15 protein-coding genes are annotated in these 17,939 nt (G+C 72.1%); 6 read left to right on the plus strand and 9 right to left on the minus strand.

Going from position 1 to position 17,939, the window contains the following annotated elements; translation table 11 throughout:
* Positions 1–2 precede the first annotated feature (2 nt).
* From ACWIF2_RS05665 to ACWIF2_RS05695, 7 genes are all read right to left on the minus strand, one after another.
* Positions 3–1,403 (minus strand): cytochrome P450, encoded by a 1,401-nt coding sequence (locus ACWIF2_RS05665; protein WP_454358781.1) that lies wholly within the window; start codon positions 1,401–1,403, stop codon positions 3–5.
* A gap of 145 nt (positions 1,404–1,548) precedes the next feature.
* Positions 1,549–2,655: an NAD(P)/FAD-dependent oxidoreductase gene (locus ACWIF2_RS05670; RefSeq protein WP_454358782.1), complete on the minus strand. Its 1,107-nt coding sequence runs from the start codon at positions 2,653–2,655 to the stop codon at positions 1,549–1,551.
* A gap of 168 nt (positions 2,656–2,823) precedes the next feature.
* The gene (locus ACWIF2_RS05675) at positions 2,824–3,987 is read right to left on the minus strand and encodes a substrate-binding domain-containing protein (protein WP_454358783.1); all 1,164 of its coding nucleotides are present in this window, start codon (positions 3,985–3,987) and stop codon (positions 2,824–2,826) included.
* 44 nt (positions 3,988–4,031) lie between these two features.
* Positions 4,032–5,105 (minus strand): ABC transporter permease, encoded by a 1,074-nt coding sequence (locus ACWIF2_RS05680; protein WP_454358784.1) that lies wholly within the window; start codon positions 5,103–5,105, stop codon positions 4,032–4,034.
* Positions 5,102–6,670 (minus strand): sugar ABC transporter ATP-binding protein, encoded by a 1,569-nt coding sequence (locus ACWIF2_RS05685; protein ID WP_454358785.1) that lies wholly within the window; start codon positions 6,668–6,670, stop codon positions 5,102–5,104. The genes ACWIF2_RS05680 and ACWIF2_RS05685 overlap by 4 nt, the downstream gene beginning before the upstream one ends.
* A gap of 65 nt (positions 6,671–6,735) precedes the next feature.
* Entirely contained in the window at positions 6,736–9,669 is a 2,934-nt protein-coding gene (locus ACWIF2_RS05690) for a SpoIIE family protein phosphatase (RefSeq protein WP_454358786.1), read from the minus strand.
* A gap of 147 nt (positions 9,670–9,816) precedes the next feature.
* Positions 9,817–10,239, minus strand: coding sequence for a secondary thiamine-phosphate synthase enzyme YjbQ (locus ACWIF2_RS05695; RefSeq protein ID WP_454358787.1), 423 nt, complete (start codon positions 10,237–10,239; stop codon positions 9,817–9,819).
* A gap of 122 nt (positions 10,240–10,361) precedes the next feature.
* Between ACWIF2_RS05695 and ACWIF2_RS05700 the strand changes: the two genes are divergently transcribed.
* The 5 genes from ACWIF2_RS05700 to ACWIF2_RS05720 all read left to right on the plus strand — a co-directional run bounded on the left by ACWIF2_RS05700 (position 10,362) and on the right by ACWIF2_RS05720 (position 14,374).
* The gene (locus tag ACWIF2_RS05700; protein WP_349817350.1) at positions 10,362–10,445 is read left to right on the plus strand and encodes a putative leader peptide; all 84 of its coding nucleotides are present in this window, start codon (positions 10,362–10,364) and stop codon (positions 10,443–10,445) included.
* A gap of 134 nt (positions 10,446–10,579) precedes the next feature.
* Positions 10,580–11,449 (plus strand): ABC transporter permease, encoded by an 870-nt coding sequence (locus ACWIF2_RS05705; RefSeq protein ID WP_454358788.1) that lies wholly within the window; start codon positions 10,580–10,582, stop codon positions 11,447–11,449.
* Entirely contained in the window at positions 11,422–12,162 is a 741-nt protein-coding gene (locus ACWIF2_RS05710) for an ABC transporter ATP-binding protein (protein ID WP_454358789.1), read from the plus strand. Before ACWIF2_RS05705 ends, ACWIF2_RS05710 begins: the two co-directional genes overlap by 28 nt.
* 54 nt (positions 12,163–12,216) lie before the next feature.
* Complete coding sequence (locus ACWIF2_RS05715; protein WP_454358790.1) at positions 12,217–13,245, plus strand: ABC transporter substrate-binding protein; 1,029 nt, start codon at positions 12,217–12,219, stop codon at positions 13,243–13,245.
* A gap of 52 nt (positions 13,246–13,297) precedes the next feature.
* Positions 13,298–14,374 carry an NAD(P)-binding domain-containing protein gene (locus ACWIF2_RS05720; protein WP_454358791.1) on the plus strand — a complete coding sequence of 359 codons (1,077 nt, stop codon included), beginning with the start codon at positions 13,298–13,300 and terminating at the stop codon, positions 14,372–14,374.
* Positions 14,375–14,395: 21 nt separating this feature from the next.
* Here the strand turns inward: ACWIF2_RS05720 and mltG are convergent, their stop codons facing one another.
* Together mltG and ACWIF2_RS05730 are read right to left on the minus strand one after the other, a co-directional pair.
* A complete protein-coding gene (mltG, locus tag ACWIF2_RS05725; RefSeq protein ID WP_454358792.1) occupies positions 14,396–15,241 on the minus strand; it encodes an endolytic transglycosylase MltG in 846 nt (281 codons plus the stop codon).
* Between the two features lie 43 nt (positions 15,242–15,284).
* The gene (locus tag ACWIF2_RS05730) at positions 15,285–17,087 is read right to left on the minus strand and encodes an ABC transporter ATP-binding protein (RefSeq protein WP_454358793.1); all 1,803 of its coding nucleotides are present in this window, start codon (positions 17,085–17,087) and stop codon (positions 15,285–15,287) included.
* A 105-nt stretch (positions 17,088–17,192) separates the two neighbouring features.
* Here ACWIF2_RS05730 and ACWIF2_RS05735 point away from each other — a divergent pair, with 105 nt between their 5' ends.
* Positions 17,193–17,642, plus strand: coding sequence for a MarR family winged helix-turn-helix transcriptional regulator (locus ACWIF2_RS05735; RefSeq protein ID WP_454358794.1), 450 nt, complete (start codon positions 17,193–17,195; stop codon positions 17,640–17,642).
* The last annotated feature ends 297 nt before the right edge of the window (positions 17,643–17,939 follow it).

Genomic DNA, 17,939 nt, shown 5'->3' on the forward strand with positions numbered 1-17,939 from the left:
CGTCAGCGGCCGCCGCGGATCAGGCCCGTCAGATAGCGCCACAGCGAGGAGCGCTGCCGGGCGGACGGGTCCGGCAGGACCTCCTCCGCCGCCCCCGGCGCGGGGTCGTCCGCCGTCGGCCGCGCGGGCGCCGAGGCGAGTTCGTACCGCACGGGCAGCGAGCGCAGGCCCCGCATGAACGGGGAGGAACGCCAGGGCAGTTGGTCGGCGGGCAGGGCGAGGTCGAGGTGGTCGAACCGCTCGAAGAGGCGGCCCACACCGGCCGCCGCGACCGTCGAGGCGAGTTCCCGGGCCGGGCACTGGCGCGGGCCGGCTCCCCAGGACAGATGCGCCCGGGTGCTGATGGTGGTGCCGGAGGCGACGTGGTCGGCGAAGAGCGGGTCGGCGTGCGCGGCGCCCGGGGAGACCCAGACCGGGTCGCCGGCCCGGATCGTGTAGTTGCCGAGCGGGGTGTCCTGGGCCGCGAAGCGCGGGACGAAGTTCACCAGGGGTGGCTTGCGCATGACCACCCGGTTCATGGTCTCCCTGACCATCCCGGCGGACAGGCTGGCGCGCACGCTGCCCTCCCCCGAGATGACCTCGACGACGGTGTTGGAGATGAGGATGCCGACATGGTCGGAGGTCATGCCGAGCAGCATGAAGAGTTCGCGGGCGAGATGGTCGAGGGACAGGTCCGGGTGCGCGGCCAGCAGGTACGAGGGGAAGTCGTCGCCCGGCTTCTGGAGCTTGCCCGCGGCCAGCTCCGCCAGGGTCGCGAGCAGGCGCTCCAGCGCTGCCTCGGCGTCCGGGCCCGCGTCGAGCACGCGCCACATGTCCATCAGCGCGTCGTCGCCCTGCGAGCCGGGGAAGCCGAGCAGATGGCTCGCCACCATCAGCGGAAGCGGGCGGGAGAACTGCGCCGACAGGTCCGCCACACCGGTCCTGCCGCCCTGTCCCACCAGGGTGATCAGCTCGTCGGCGTATGCGGTGACGGCGGACTTCAGGCGCTTCGCCTGCGGGTGGCGCGGGTCCTGGAACGGCTTGAGGGCCACGTCCCACGCGGACCGCAGCGGCCGGTAGCCGGGGCCGCCCTGGATCAGGATGTGGTTGACCTCCAGGGACGGGCCGAGCGGCCAGTCGGCCGGCACCCTGCCCTCGGAGCGGGCCCGCCAGTTCTCCAGCCCTTTGGGAAAGCCGTCGTTGTCCTGGAGCACCTGGAGCGACTCGCGGTAGCCCAGGACCAGCCAGGCGGGCACCCCCAGCAGATCGACCGGAGCGACCGGGCCGTGTTCGTTCCTCAGCCGCTCGTACACGAGCGAGGGACGCGTCTCGTAGTCCCGGGTCAGCAGCGGTTCGGGACTCAAAGTCTCCAGCCGCGTGTCGTCCAGGTCCACGGATCCGCCGTCACCCCACTGGGATTCCATCGTCTTGCCACCCCTCCGACACGCCCCGTACCGGCACCCCATCAGCCGGTAGCCGGAAACGGTGGGGACCCTACCCCAGGAAGAACTCGTGGGTAACGACCGGGGGTGGGGTGACGAGGGCGACCTGTCGGCGGCGCGCCCCGGATCAGGCCGCCGTGTAGCCGAGTTGGCGGCGCATGTAGGGCGTCATGAGCGTCTTCGCCTTGGCCAGGGTGGTGGTGCGGCTGCCGAGGACGGCGGACTCGCCGCCGGGTACGGGCAGCACGGTCAGTCCGTCGGCCGGGCCGAAGGGCACGATGAGCGGGGTGCGCTGGATCGGCCGGTAGAAGCGTGGCTCCTTGCGGTGCTTGCCGGAACTCTGCAGGTAGGCGCGGATGTTGTGGGCGGCGATGTCCGCCTGGGCGAGGGCGGCGGGGGTGATCTTGAGTTCGCTGACGTCGTTCACGTCGCCGACGGCGAACACGTCGAGCTTCCCCTCGACGCGCAGTGTCCGGTCGACCTTGACATGTCCGTCCCTGTTGAGCCAGTCGCCGTGTCCGGCCAGGCGGAGCCAGAGCGTGTTGGGGGTGGTGCCGGTCGCCCAGAAGGAGAGGTCGGCCTCGAGGACGGCGCCGCGGGCGTCGCGGTAGGTGCCGAAGTCGTTGCCGGGGGACATGAAGGTGTCGAGCCGTACCTCGACGTCGTGGGACTCGAGCCAGGCCAGGGCCTTGCGTCCGGGCCGGGTGCTGCCCGTGGAGTCGAGGAGCGCCGGCCCGGAGTGGGCGAGCGTGACCCGGGCGTCGGGGTGGGCGAGGCGGATCTCGGCGCTGAGTTCGACGCCCCCGGGGCCGCCGCCGACGACGAGGACGTGTTCGGCCGTGGCGACGCTGCGCTGGTGTTCGGCGAACGACTTGGCCGCCTCCTCGGTGGTGGTACCGGTGAAGCGGGCCGGCTCGGGGTAGTCGGCGCCGGTGGCGATCACGACCACGTCGTAGGGCAGCCGCTCGCCGGTGGCGAGGACAACCTGACGCTCGGCGGTGTCGACGCGGACGCACTTGCCCGCGACCACCCTGCCGTTGCCGAGCAGCCGGTCGTACGGGATGAAGGGGGTGTGGGTCCACTCGGGGCGGACACCGGCGCGCAGGGAGGCGACGCGGTGGAAGAAGACCTCCTTGCGGTCCACGAGCGTGACCCGGGCGAGGCCGTCCAGCCGCTTCGCCAGCCGGACACCGGCGTAGCCGCCGCCGATCACCACTACGTCGCCGTCGTACACACCGAGTCTCCTGTGCCTGGTGGGGGGGTGCGAGTGCCGCCGCGGACGGGCCCCGCTCGGATCGACCCCCGGCGGCCACTCGACTGAGGGTGAGATTAGCCCTTGAAACTTAAAGGGATCTCGAGGTCCCGTGCATGTTCCGTGAAGGATCGGCACCCTGACCGGCCGTCACTTCCCCCAGATCTTCCGGTACGCCTCCTGGTAGCCCGACGGGTCCCAGGTCGTGGCGCCCTCGCTGTTGCCGGCCGTGGCGATGTGGACGGGGGCCGTGTACCCGCTGGCCGGACGGTCCGCGAAGGCGCGGTTGAACTCGTCGACGATCTGCCAGCCCTGGAGGGTGAGCGGCTCGGGCACGGTGGCGGCCTGATACTGCTCGCTGTTGATGCGCTGGAAGGCGGACGGATCGCCGTCGCCCGCGCCGATGTTGAAGGGCGGCCCTGAGCCCTTCTCGCCTGCCGCGCGGAAGGCGGGGGCGGCGTCGGCGAAGTACAGGTCGTTGATGGCGACGGAGTGGGTCCAGCGGTCCTGGAACCGGGAGAGCAGGGAGGAGATCTCCCGCGGGGTGCGACTGCTCGCGTCGGGGATCGGGATGTTCTCGACCGAGAGCAGCTTCACGCCCGAGCAGGCGGCGAGTTCCTTCCTGATCAGGTCGGACTTGTTCCTGGCGAAGGGGATCGAGGCGTCGGTGATGACCACGACCCCGGCGCGGCCGTCCGAGTCGGAGATGATCCACTGCGCGCTGATGCGGGCCACGTCCTGGACCCGGGTGGTGACGTTGGTGAAGAGGTCGGGCCGCCGGCTGGGGCCGGGCTCGGGGACCGCGTGCCAGCCGATGAGGGGGATGCCCTGCGCGTTCGCCCGCGCGGCCTGCGATGCCGTCGAGTCGGGGTCGAACCCGCCGATGACGATGCCCGCGGGCCGGAGGGCCACGGCCTCGCTCATGGCCGCCTGGATACCGGCCGGGGTGCCCCCGCCGTCGATCACCCGGACGTCCCATCCGATGACCCGCGCGGCTTCCCGCACCCCCTTCGCGGCGCCCGAGACGCCGGGATTGGTCATGGTCTGGGCGACGTAGACGATCGTCTTGCCGGACACCGCCGCGGGGCCGCTCGTGGGACCGCCCCAGGGGGCGTCGGTCCGCTCCGCCCGGGTGACGGCGGCCTGGGCTCTGGCGTGGACGGCAGGGCAGCCGCTCGGGCCCGTGGCGGTCTCGTCCGCGCCGTCCGAGGAACCGCGTTCGCAGCCGGCGAGGGCGGCCGCCGTCGCCAGCAGGGCGCAGGAGGCGAGCCGCGCGGTGCGGACCGCGGGGGCGGGCTTGTGGTTGCGGTGCACGGAAGCTCCTGTGAGGGGATCGGCGCGGCGGGACGTGCCGGGGGTCAGGGAGGTGTGCCCGCCGTTCCGGTCCCGGGCGCCGGGGAGGGCGGTGGCGGGGGCGGCGCCGCGGGCGAGTCACGCGCCGCGGCCCCGCCGCGCAGCCTGCGCCGGGCGGCGTATCCGGCCAGGCCCACGGCGATGAGCAGGGTGCCGCCGTGGAAGAGCGGGACCGTCCAGAAGTCGGCGCCCAGCTGGGCGATGCCGGTGAGTCCGACGGCGAGGACGGCCACGGCGACGACGGTGCCGAGGGCGTTGGGCCGGCCGGGTTTGATCGCCGTGGAGCCGAGGAGGGCGCCGACGAAGGCGGGCAGCAGGTAGTCGAGTCCGACGCTCGGGTTGCCGATCTGCTGCTGGGACGCGAGCAGCACGCCGGCGAAGCCGACGATCAGCCCCGAGGCGGCGAAGGCGTAGACGGTGTACTTGCGGGTCGGGATGCCGACCAGGTCGGCCGCGCGCGGGTTCGACCCGACGACGTACAGGTACCGGCCGAGCGGCAGCCGTTCCAGCACCAGCCAGAGGATCCCGGCGAGGGCGAGCACGTAGAAGGCCGGCACCGGGAGGCCTAGGAACGTGGAGTCGTAGAGGTCGGTGAACGCGGGCGGGAGGCCCTGCGGACCGGGCACGATCCGGCTGCCGTCGGTGATCCAGCCGGTCACGGCGTACAGCATGCTGCCGGTGCCGAGGGTGGCGATGAAGGAGTCGATGCGGCCGAACTCGACGATGACGCCGTTGAGGACGCCCACGACCAGGCCTCCGGCGATCACCGTGAGACAGGCGAGCGGCCAGGGCCAGGACTCGTTGACGATGAGCTGCAGCACCATCACATGGGCCAGGCCGAGGCCGTAGCCGATGGAGAGGTCGAACGCGCCGGTGACGATGGGGACCATGGCGGCGAGCGCGAGGACGGCGGGGATCGACTGGTTGGACAGGATCGAGTCGAGGGTGTCCAGGGTGGGGAAGGTGCTCGGCAGGGCGAGGGAGAAGACCAGGTAGAGCACGGCGGTGAGGCCGAGCAGGCCGTAGGCGCCGATGTGGTGTCCGCCCGGTCTGCGCGGTCGGGTCCGGGGGGTCGTCATGGGTGCGTCGGGGCGCTGGAGGCAGGGATGGCCGAGGCGGCCCGGGTGAGCCCGGCGACGGTGAGTGCCCGGCCGCTGAGTTCGGCCGTCACCGATCCGCGGACGAAGACCAGGGTGCGCCGGCACACGCTCGCGACCTCCTCGAAGTCGGTGGACAGGAGCAGGACCGCCAGGCCTGCTTCCAGGGCCTCGTCGAGCAGACGGTGGATCGCGGCCTTGGCGCCGATGTCCACGCTGGCGGTCGGCTCCTCGAGGATCAGCAGCCGCAGCTCCGTGCGCAGCCAGCGGCCGATCATGACCTTCTGCTGGTTGCCGCCGGAGAGTGTGGCGATGGGGGTCTCGCTGTCGCGGGGGCGGACCGAGAACCGTTCGATCAGAGCGGCGGCCGTGGCGCGTTCGCGCCGGGGCCCGATCCAGTGCGGCGGCGCCCCGCCTCCCGCGCGCGGGTTGGCCAGGAGGTTCTCCCGTACGGTCAACTCGGCGAGGCAGCTCTCCCGGAGCCGGTCCCCCGGTACGAAGCCCACACCGAGGGCGACGGCCTCGGCGACGGTACGGGGGTGATACGGGCGTCCGTGCAGTACGGCCCGTCCGCCCAGGATCGGCCGGTCGCCGGCGAGGGCCCGGCCCAGGTCCGTGTGCCCGGCGTCGGAGAGCCCGACCAGCCCGAGGACCTCCCCGCCCGCCAGTTCCAGGCTGACGGGTCCGGCCAGGGGGGTGCGTACGGAGTCGAGGGCCAGAACGGGCGGTGCCCCTGCCGCCGGGGGCGTGGGTGGGAGAGCAGGGGCCGGGCGGGGGGCAAGGGACTCCTCCTCGCCGACGATGTCCTGGACCAGACGGGCCGGGCTGTGGTCCCTCAGACTGCCGTGGCTGACGAGGTGGCCGTCGCGCAGGACGGCGAAGGTGTCGGCGACCTGGTAGACCTCGTCCAGGCGATGGCTGACGTAGAGGACGGCGTGGCCGCGGTCGCGCAGGTCGTGCAGGACGTGGAAGAGCCGGGCGCTGTCCGCGGCGGGCAGCCGGGCGGTCGGCTCGTCGAGGACGATGAGCTTCGCGCGGGCCGCCAGGGCCCTGGCGATGGCGACCAGCGAGCGGTCGGCCGGCGCGAGCCCGGAGACCGGCGCGTCGGGGTCCAGGTGGACGGCGACGACGCCCAGGGCGTCGACGCAGCGCCCCCGGGTGCGGCGCCAGGAGATCAGCCCGGTCCGGCGCCCGTACCCGGTGGTCAGGGCGATGTTCTCGGCGACCGTCATCCATTCCACGAGACCGAGGTCCTGGTGGATGAAGGACATCCCGCGGGAGGCGGCGGGCGTGCCGAGCGGCTGCCCGGCCACCGTGATCTGCCCCGCGTCGGCGTGGTGCACTCCGGCGAGCACCTTGATGAGCGTGGACTTTCCGGCCCCGTTGGGCCCGAGGAGGGCGAGCACGCTGCCCGCGTGCACATCCAGGTCGACCCCGGCCAGCGCGACGGTTCCGCCGAACCGCTTGCTGAGCCCGCGGATTCGGACCAAGGGCTCCGGCCCGAAGGGCGAAGCCGCCTTCGCCGGAGTGTCGGGAGCGTCGCGCACTCGATCAAATTACAGCATTTCGGGCATTTCACTAGGCGCTGCGGCTCCAACGGGCCGCGGACGCGTCACGCGGCCTCGAGCCCGCATTCGGCCCAGATGACCTTGCCCTCCGGGAGGTAGCGCGTGCCCCAGCTCTGTGAGAGCTGCGCGACCAGGAACAGTCCGCGTCCGCCCTCGTCCGTGCTCGCCGCCCGGCGCAGGTGCGGAGCGGTGTTGCTGGCGTCGGAGACCTCGCAGATCAGGGCGTGGCCGTACAGCAGCCGCACCCGGATCGGCGCGGCCCCGTGCCGTATGGCATTGGTGATCAGCTCGCTCAGGATCAGCTCCGCGGCGAAGGCGGTCTCCTCGAGCCCCCACTCGGCCAGCCGCCGCATGGCGTCCGCCCGGACCTCGCCGACGAGTGCCGGGTCGGCGGGCAGCTCCCAGGCGGCGATCCGGTCGGCGTCCAGGGCGTGGACGCGGGCCACGAGCAGGGCGATGTCGTCGTGCGGGTGCGCGGGCGCCACGGTGTCCAGGACCGCCTGGCAGGTGTCCTCGGGTGCGCGCTCCGGGTGGGCCAGGGCCATGCGCAACTGTTCCAGGACCACGTCGACGTCCCGGTTGCGGTCCTCGATGAGGCCGTCGGTGTAGAGGACCAGCTGACTGCCCTCGGGGAGGTCGACCTCGACGGCGTCGAAGGGCAGGCCCCCGAGCCCGAGCGGGGGCCCGGCCGGGAGGTCGGGGTAGGTCACGGTGCCGTCGGGGTGGACGAGCGCGGGCGGTGGGTGCCCGGCGCGGGCCATCAGGCACCGCTGCGAGGCAGGGTCGTAGACGGCGTAGAGGCAGGTCGCGCCGATGACCCCGGCACCCTGGCCGTCGGGGTCCTCCCGGTCCAGGCGCCCCACGAGGTTGTCGAGGTGGACGAGGACCTCGTCCGGGGGGAAGTCGAGCTCGGCGAAGCTGCGCGCGGCGGTGCGCAGCCGGCCCATGGTGGCCGCGGAGAGCATGCCGTGGCCGACGACGTCCCCGACGAGGAGCCCGACGCGGGCACCGGAGAGGGGGATGACGTCGTACCAGTCCCCGCCCACGTCGGACTCGGCGGGCAGATAGCGGTGGGCGACCTCGACGGCGTCCTGGTCGGGCAGCCCGTGCGGGAGGAGCCGGCGCTGGAGGGCCAGGACCATGGTGCGTTCATGGGTGTAGCGCCGGGCGTTGTCGATGGACAGGGCGGCGCGGGTGGCGAGCTCCTGGGCCAGCGAACAGTCGTCGTCGCCGAAGGAGCTCCCGGCGCGGTAGAAGCTGGCGATGCCCAGGAGGACACCGCGGGCGAGCAGGGGCACCGCGATGAGCGAGTGAACGTGGGCCAGCAGGCGCGCGGTGTGCTCGGGGTCCTGGGCGAGCCAGCCCGCGGCGGCCTTCAGATCCGGTTCCAGCACCGCCTCGCCGCTGTTCAGACAGCGCAGCTGGGGCGAGGTCGGACCGAAGTCGATCCGCTTGCCGGGCGGAGTGAAGGGCAGGCCCTCCCGGACTCCGTGCAGCACCGTGCGGCGCAGGTCGGCGAGGGGGTCGGCGGACTCCTCGCCACGCAGGACGGCGTCGGGCAGGTCGATGGTGACGAAGTCGGCCAGTCGCGGGACCGCCGTCTCGGCCAGTTCCTCGGCGGTACGGCGCACGTCCAGGGTGGTGCCGATGCGGGCGCTGGCCTCGGACAGCAGCTCCAGTCGCCGGCGCGCGGCCAGGGCGTAGGCCCCGACGTGCGGCTCCCCCAGCATCACGAGCCCTCGGGCCGGGAACGGCGCCTCGGTGCCGTCGTCCACGGCGTCGCGGCCCCCGTCGGCCGCGACTGGCCCGCCCGGCGCGGCCGTGGCGGTCTCGCCGAGCCCTGCGGTGCCGCGTTCGCCGTCGGCCGTGACGACCTCGCCAGGACCCGCTGCTCCCCCGCCGCCGTCGGCCGCGAGGACCGGGCCGGGCACGGCGGCGAGGTGCCCGGACGGCAGGGTGATCGAGGGCCGGGCGGCCAGGGGCGCGGCCGGGACGGCGGCAAGGCCCGGCAGCTCGTCGACCTGATGCGGGAGGAGAAGGGACCCGCTCACCGGGGAGTCGTGCGGCACCGCCTCGATGGCGACGCCCTGCACCCCGGACGCGCTCGTCACCGGGCGGCTCACGAGCGTCACCCGCCGGCCGTCGGGCAGCGTCACGTCGATCGCCGCCCGCTGGGCACGGGAGATCAGCTCGGCCGCCTTTTCCTTCAGGATCGCCTGGTCACGAGGGTGGAATTCATGGACCGGCACCCCCGTCGCGAGGCCGCCGCGCAGGCCCAGGGCCGTCTCGGCCCCGGTGGCCAGATACGCCCGCAGCAGCGCGCGCTCGTGCGCGGAACTCTGCCCGAGCAGCCGCTGCTCGATGACCTCGGCCGCCCGGCGGACCGCCGCGGCCAGCGCGGGGCGGTCGAAGCCGCGCGGATAGCCGAAGCACAGGACGCCCTCGATGCGCCCGCTGAGCGGATCACGGACGGGCAGCGCGACGCAGGCGCTCTGCTGGGCGCGCTCCGCGAAGTGCTCGGCGCCGTGGACGCGGATGAGCTGCCGCTCCGCGAGGGCCAGACCGATGCCGTTCGTGCCGGCGACCTGCTCGGCGAAGACGAACCCGGGGACCCGCTGGATGTCCGGCAGGTCCCTGGCCATCGCCGGGTCGCCGAAGCGGCGCAGCAGAACCGTCCCGTTCGCGTCCGCGACCGAGATGTTGACCTTGCTGCCGGAGAAGGTGGACTGCAGCCGGTCCAGCACGGGAACGGCCGCGCGGACGATACGGCCCCCCGGGTCGAAGTCCTCCGTGTAAGGGAGGTCGGACTCGTCCGCCGACAGACCCAGGGACCGGCAGCGCTGCCACGAGTTCAGGATGGACGTCCGTACGCCCGTCTCCACGGACTCGCCCTGGAGAAACCGCTCGCGAGGACGGGCGGGCCCCGTGCCGTCAGTCGCACGTCCCGCCGGCTTGGGTTCCTCGCCGGACCGAACCACGCTTCGCCTCACTTGCGCCTGCGATGAATCCGCTCATCGGAAAGAATCGTGCATTGATGAGGATACGGGCATTGCGGGTATGAGTCACGATTCGCTTGGCCCGTCAGGGCAGGCGGCACCCGGCCCGGGAATCAGGGCAGGCGGCACCTAGCCCAGGAAACTCAAGCGCACCTTCCGCTCCGGGTTGTCCTTGTTCGTGTCCACCAGGCACACCGACTGCCATGTGCCGAGCTCCAGCCGGCCGTCCAGTACCGGCAGGGTCGCGTGGGGCGGGACGAGTGCGGGCAGGACGTGGTCGCGGCCGTGGCCGGGGCTGCCGTGCCGGTGCTGCCAGCGGTCGTCGGCGGGCAGCAGCGTGTGCAACGCGGCCAGGAGATCGTCGTCGCTCCCGGCGCCCGTCTCGAGAACCGCGATCCCGGCGGTTGCGTGGGGCACAAAAACATTGAGGAGCCCGTCGCGGCCTGCTGCCGCCTCGCGCAGGAAGGACTCGCAGTCGCCGGTGATGTCGACGACCTTCTCCGTGGATCCGGAGGTGATGTTCAGGACTCGGGTGGTGAAGACATCTGACATGTCTCCCATCCTGACGCACCCGCGAGGGCGCACCGGGGCAGGCCGGCCCGCGTGGCGATACCGGCGTCCACTGGACGAGACACCATTGACCGTGCGCATGCCACCTGGCTAGGTTCAGCCGCATGTTGCGTTCAGCCCTGCTCACCACGCGTGGTCACATCGACCTGCTGCGGGTGGCCTCCGCCGCGTGTCGCCGCGGCTGCTGACGCCCTTTCTCCTCCGCACTCTCCGTTCGCCTCGCCCTCGTCACGCCTGCCCGCCGATCGTCCTGATCCCCCGGGCGCGGCGATGACGAGGCGTGCCTGTGACGGCCCCCGCTCTCCCCCTGTGGAGCCCCCTCATGAGCATCAGCCATGCCCCGCCGAGGTCTTCGGCACCCGATATTTCGCCTGAATCGGCATCCGCCCCCGACCTCGAGCCCCTCGTCCCCACCTCCTCCAGCCGCACCCGCGTCCCCCGCTGGCTGCGCCGCACCACGGGCCCGGTCCTGCTGCTGGTGTTGTGGCAACTCCTCGCCGCCACAGGCGCGTTGCCGCCGGACGTGCTCGCCTCGCCCGGCCGCATCGCCCAGGTCGGCGGGGACATGATCGCCGACGGTTCGCTGCCCGCGGCCATGGGCACCTCGCTCCAGCGGGTCGCTGGCGGGCTGCTGTTCGGTCTGTTCGTCGGCACCGGACTCGCCCTGCTCTCGGGCCTGTTCAGGATCGGCGAGGACCTGGTGGACGCGCCGGTGCAGATGCTGCGGACGGTGCCGTTCGTGGGGCTCATCCCGCTGTTCATCATCTGGTTCGGCATCGGCGAGGCCCCCAAGGTCGCCATCATCACGCTCGGCGTGACCTTCCCTCTCTACCTCAATGTCTATGCCGGGATCCGTGGTGTGGACGCCCAGTTGATCGAGGCCGGGGAGTCCCTCGGACTGTCGCGGTGGGGTCTCGTACGGCATGTCGTGCTGCCGGGCGCGCTGCCGAGCGCGATGACCGGCCTGCGCTACTCGCTCGGCATCGCCTGGCTCGCGCTGGTCTTCGCCGAGCAGGTCAACGCCGACTCCGGCATCGGGTTCCTCATGGTGCAGGCGCGGGACTTCCTGCGGACCGACGTGATCGTGGTCTGCCTGGTGGTCTACGCCTTCCTCGGCCTGCTGGCCGACTTCATCGTCCGCTCCCTCGAAAGGCTGCTGCTGCAATGGCGACCGACGTTCACCGGCCGGTGACCCCCCTGGCGGTCCACGTCGACGGGCTCACCCGCTCCTTCGACGGCCGTGCCGTCATCGACGACCTGCGACTGGACGTCCGGCCGGGCGAGTTCGTGGCCCTGCTCGGCCGCAGCGGCTGCGGCAAGTCGACCCTGCTGCGCATCCTCGCCGGGCTCGACCGCGACATCGAGGGCAGCGTCCTGGTGCCGCGCCGCAAGGCCGTCGCCTTCCAGGCACCGCGGCTGATGCCGTGGAAGAAGGTGTGGCGCAACGTCCTGCTCGGCCTGCCGGGCAAGCCCGAACGCTCCGTCGCCGAGCAGGCCCTCGACGAGGTCGGCCTCGGCCACCGCTCGGACGCCTGGCCCAAGACCCTCTCCGGCGGGGAGGCCCAACGCGCCTCCCTGGCACGGGCGTTGGTGCGCGAGCCCGATCTGCTGCTGCTCGACGAGCCGTTCGGCGCGCTCGACGCGCTCACCCGTATCAAGGCCCAGCGGCTGGTGGGCGAGTTGTGGCAGCGCCGGGGGTGCGCGGTGCTCCTCGTCACCCATGACGTGGAGGAGGCCGTCCTGCTCGCCGACCGCGTGCTGGTGATGGACAACGGCGTCATCGCCCACGAGCAGCACATCGACCTCGACCGTCCCCGCGACATCGCCGACCCTCGGTTCGCCGCGCTGCGCGCCGGACTCCTCGAACGCCTGGGCGTCGAGGCGACGGCCGCCGAAGCCGCCTGACCCACCCCGCGAACCTCACGTACGACACGTACGACCCACACGAACGGAACCACCATGCGACGACGCCTCGTCCCCGCCGCCCTGCTCCTCCCCCTCGCCCTGCTGCTCTCCGCCTGCGGCGGGAACTCGGCCGCCGGTACCTCGAACGGCGGCACCGACGGCCAGGGCGACGTCACGATCAACGTCGGTGACCAGAAGGGCGGTTCGGAGGCCATCCTGCGGGCCGCCGGGGAACTGGAGGATCTCGACTACAAGATCAAGTGGTCCACGTTCACCTCCGGTCCGCCCCTGCTGGAAGCCGTCAACGCCAAGGCAGTCGACATCGGCGGCGTGGGCAACACCCCGCCGGTGTTCGCGGCCGGGGCGGGTTCGAAGATCAAGGTCGTCGCCGCGTGGCACGGCACCTCCAAGGGCGACACGATCCTCGTCCCGAACGACTCGTCCCTGAAGAACCCCGCGCAGCTCAAGGGCAAGTCGGTCGCCGTCGCCCAGGGGTCCTCTGCGAACTACCAGCTGGTCGCGAGCCTGAGGAAGGTCGGGCTGAAGCTGAGCGATGTCAAGGTCAAGTACCTCCAGCCGGCCGACGCGCTCGCCGCGTTCACCGCCGGCAAGGTCGACGCCTGGGCGGTGTGGGACCCGTACACCTCGCAGGTCCTGAAGGCCAAGCAGGGACGGGTGCTGACCGACGGCGACGGCGTGACCAACGGGCTCACCTTCCAGGTCGCGGCACCTGGCGCGCTGAAGGACAAGAAGAAGGCCGCCGCCGTCAAGGACTACCTGGAGCGGCTGCGGCGCGCCTACAGGTGGGTGTACGACCACGAGGACGAGTGGGCGAAGGTCTGGGCGAAGGACACCGGGCTCCCCGAGGACGTGGCACTGGCGGCGGTGAAGCGCACCTACACCACACGGGTCGAGGTCGCCGTCGACAAGCCGCTGATCGCCTCCGAGCAGGAGATCGCCGACACGTTCACGGCGTTGAAGCTCATCCCACGCAAGGTCGACTTCGCCGACTTCACCGACACCCGGTTCAACGGCGGCCTGCCGCCGTCGACCACGACGCCCCGGCCGTCGGAGGGCTCGTGACCTGACCTGACCGTGCGGGAAGATCCCCGTCTTCGGCGCGGTTGGTAGAAGCGTGAACAACACACGCGAGGTCGAGGTGGTCGTCATAGGCGCCGGTCAGGCCGGTCTGGCCGGTGCCTATCACCTGCGGCGGGCCGGTTTCGAGCCGGACCGCGACTTCGTCGTGCTGGACCACTCCCCCGGGCCCGGCGGCGCCTGGCAGTTCCGCTGGCAGTCGCTGACGTACGGCAAGGTGCACGGTATGCACGCGCTGCCGGGGATGGAACTCACCGGCGCCGACCCGGCGCGGCCGTCCGCCGAGGTGATCAGCGACTACTTCGACCGCTACGAGCGAACCTTCGACCTGCGGGTTCGGCGCCCGGTCGACGTACGGGCCGTACGTGAGGGCTCCGGCGGGCGGCTGCTGGTGGAGACCTCGGACGGTGCCTGGTCGACGCGGGCGCTGATCAACGCGACGGGCACCTGGGACCGGCCGTTCTGGCCGCGCTATCCGGGCCAGGAGACCTTCCGGGGACGGCAGCTGCACACCGCGCGGTACCCCGGGCCCGAGGAGTTCTCCGGGCAGCGGGTCGTCGTGGTGGGCGGCGGAGCGTCGGGCACCCAGCATCTGCTGGAGATCGCCGCGTACGCCGCGTCCACCACCTGGGTGACGCGGCGCCCGCCCGTCTTCCGTGAAGGGCCGTTCGACGAGAACGCGGGCCGGGCGGCGGTCGCACTGGTCGAGGAGCGGGTACGGCAGGGGCTGCCGCCCAGGAGCGTCGTCTCGGTCACCGGGCTGCCGCTCAACGACGCGATCCGGCAGGGCATCAAGGACGGGGTGCTCGACCGGCAGCCGATGTTCGACCGCATCACGCCCACCGGGGTGGACTGGAAGGACGGCCGGCACGTCGACGCCGACGTCATCCTCTGGGCCACCGGCTTCCGGCCCGCCGTCGACCACCTCGCCCCGCTGCGGCTGCGCGAGCCGGGCGGCGGAATCCGTGTCGACGGCACGCGCGCGGTCGCCGACCCGCGGATCCACCTCGTCGGCTACGGACCGTCGGCCAGCACGATCGGAGCCAACCGGGCCGGCCGGGCGGCCGTCCGCGACATCAGGCGACTGCTGACGCTCGAGCCGGCCGCGGCGTGACCTGACCCGTATCCCGGGCCGCTAAGGGGCGGCTGTACCCGCGCTGTTTCTCCCGGCGTTGAACTCCGCGACATTGCGCTGGTGTTCCGCGTAGTCCGCGGTGAAGCGGGTGTCGCCCGGCCGGACCGTGACGAAGTACAGCCAGTCGCCCGCGGGCGGGTTGACGGCGGCGCGCATCGCCTCCTCGCCCGGGTTGGCGATGGGTGTGGGCGGCAGGCCCATGCGCTGGTACGTGTTGTAGGGGTTGTCGATCCGGGTGTCGCTCTCGGTCGTCCGCAGGGTGGAGCGGCCCAGCGCGTAGTTGACGGTGGAGTCCATCTGGAGCGGCATACCGCGTTCGAGGCGGTTGAAGACGACCCGGGCCACCTTGCCCATGTCGGACGCGGTGGCCGCCTCCGCCTGGACGATGCTGGCGATGGTGACGGCCTGGTAGACGTTCATCGCGTTGCGCTGCGCCCCCGCGGCGATGGGCGCGCCGTTGAACTTCTCGTTCGCGGTGTCGACCATCCGCGCCAGGAGCTTCTCCGGCTTGGTCTTCCAGGGGAGCGGATAGGTCGCCGGGAAGAGGTAGCCCTCCGGGTTGCCGTGGGCGTCGTCCGGCAGTTTCGTGGCGACCTTCGCGAGGGACTTCTTCGCGCTGCCGGCGGGCAGGGCGAGGGCCTTGTCGACGGCGGCGTAGACCTGGCTCGCGCGCCAGCCCTCCGGGATGACCAGGGTCGCGGTCCGCCCGCCGCCGTCCCCGGGCCCCAGGATCAGCAGCGGCACCGCCACGGCGGTGCCGACCAGGACGGCTCCGGTCGCGACGAGGACGATACGGCCCCGGCGCGTCAGTCGCATGGGGCTCCGTGGCGGAGTGTTCGTCTGCATGCGGGCACGGTAACCCGCATTTCGTCACAAACCTGGCATATCTTCAGCTTGTCGGTTCCAGTTGGGCATCCCGGCGTACGAGCGCCGCGTACCGCCCGTCCCGCTCCAGGAGTTCCTCGTGAGTGCCGCGTTCGACGGCGCGCCCCGAGTCGAGCACCACGATCTGGTCGGCATGCCGCACCGTGGACAGCCGGTGGGCGATGGTGAGCGTGGTGCGGTTGGCCGACAGGGCGTCGATGGCCTCCTGGACGGCGGCCTCGGTCCGGGTGTCCAGGGCGCTGGTGGCCTCGTCGAGGATGAGGACCGGCGGGTCGCGCAGAATCGTGCGCGCGATGGCCAGGCGCTGCTTCTCGCCGCCGGAGAAGCGGTGGCCGCGTTCGCCTACGACGGTGTCGTAGCCGTCGGGCAGGGACGCGATGTGGTCGTGGATCTGCGCGGCCTTCGCCGCCCGGGTCAGCTCCTCGTCGGTGGCGTCGGGCCTGGCGAAGCGCAGGTTGTCGGCGACCGAGGCATGGAAGAGGTACGTCTCCTGCGAGACGACGCCCACCGCGCGCGCCAGGGTGTCGAAGTCGAGGTCGCGGACGTCGACCCCGTCGAGGGTGACGCGGCCGCCGGTCACGTCGTAGAGCCGGGGCACCAGATAGCCCAGCGTGGACTTGCCGGCGCCGGTGGAGCCGACGAGGGCGAGGCTGCTGCCCGCCGGGACGGTGAGGTCGATGGCGTCGAGGACCGGGCCGCCCTTGTCGTCGTAGCCGAAGGAGACGTTCTCGAAGCGGACCTCGCCCTTGACCCGGTCGAGGCGGACCGGCTCCGCGCGTTCGGTGATGTCCACGGGCAGGTCGAGGTATTCGAAGATGCGCTGGAAGAGGGCGAGCGAGGTCTGGATCTGCACGCCGGTCGACAGCAGGCTCACGGCCGGGCGGAACAGGCCCTGCTGGAGCGAGACGAACGCGACGATCGTGCCGATGGAGACCTCGGGGCCGCCCAGCTGGAGGGCCATGCCCGCGGTCCAGTAGATGACGGCGGGCAGGGCGGCCATCACGATCGTGATCACGGCCATGCGCCAGCGGCCGGCCATGTTCGACCGCACCTCGAGGTCGACGAGTTCCTCGGACTCGTCGGCGAAGGACTTCGTCAGGGAGTCGGAGCGGCCCATCGTGCGGCCGAGCAGGATGCCGCTGACGGAGAGCGACTCGGTGACGGTGGCGGCCATGGTGGCCATCTGCTTCTGGCGCTGGGTGGTGATCTTCCGGCGTTCCTTGCCGACGCGGCGGCTGATCCACACGAACACCGGCAGCAGCAGGAGCGAGACGACGGTCAGGCGCCAGTCGAGGGCGATCATCGCGACGATCGTCGCGACCACGCTGGTCAGGTTGGAGACCAGGGAGGTCGCGGTGGAGGTGACGGTGGCCTGCATGCCGCCGATGTCGTTGGCGATGCGGGACTGCACCTCGCCGGTGCGGGTGCGCGTGAAGAACGCCAGGGACATGCGCTGGAGCCGGCCGTAGACGGCGGTGCGCAGGTCGTGCATGACGCGCTGGCCGACCGTCGTGGAGATCAGGGTCTGCAGCACGCCGAAGACGCTGGTGAGCACGGCGCTGAGGATCATGCCGAGGGCGAGCAGGCTGAGCAGGCCGGTGCGCCCCTCGGGGATCGCGACGTCGAGGATCTCCTTCAGCATGAAGGGCGTGGCGACCGAGACCAGCGAGGCGGCACCGACGAGCAGGCCGACGATCGCGAGGCGGCCGCGATAGGGACGGAAGAGTCTGAGGATGCGGCGGACCTGCCGGGGCTGTTCCTTCGAGCCGTCGGGTGGGGTCCAGGGGGTTTCGTGGTCGGGAGGCATGGGCTCCTTCGAGAGCGGTACGGCACCGGCGGGCGCCGGGCGGGTCGGATCGTAGCTCATTGTTACCTATACTCACAATGAACTGCATCCTGATATTGTTCCCGTATGACCACGCCCGATCCCGACGGTCTGCTCGCCGAGCAGTTGCTGCGGCTCACCCGCCGGGTCCATCGCATCCAGAAGCGCCATCTGGAGCAGCGCGACCTCGGTATCACCCCGGCCCAGTCCCGGCTGCTGCGCACTCTCGCGCACTGGGGATCGCCACCGCGCATGGCTGATCTCGCCGAGCGCCTTGAGGTGGTGCCCCGGGCCGTGACGACGCTGGTCGACGCGCTGGAGGCGAGCGGGAAGGTACGGCGGGTCCCGGACCCGGCGAACCGCCGGGTGATCCGCATCGAGCTCACGGCCGACGGGCGGGGCGCGCTGCGCGAGCTGCGGGCTGCGCGCAGGTCGGCCGCGGAGGAGATCCTCGCCCCGCTGGCGGAGGATCAGCGTGCGGCGCTCGGGGGACTGTTGGACACGCTGATCGACGGGGAGCCGGTCCGGCGGTGCTGAGGGCTTCGCCGATTGCGGCCCGACGGCACCGAGAGCCTGACCGACCAAGCGGGCGCCAACGCGACGGCACAGAACCTCACCACCCATGCAGGCGCCAGCCCTCGACCGGGAGCCCCACGGCGGCGTCGAGAGCCTCGCCGGTCGGCCAGGAGTCGGTTGTTGGGCTGAAGTCTGGTGGCGGTCCGGCATGCGAAACGGGCCGCGGCCGCCGCTCGTTGTGCTGGTGCGGTGGCTCTTGAGTTCGCGGGCGAGTTCCTCGGCGCCGGTGGCGAAGTCGCGGATGGCCTCGCCCTCCTC

It is taken from the genome of Streptomyces sp. NPDC055506 (genome assembly GCF_053643595.1).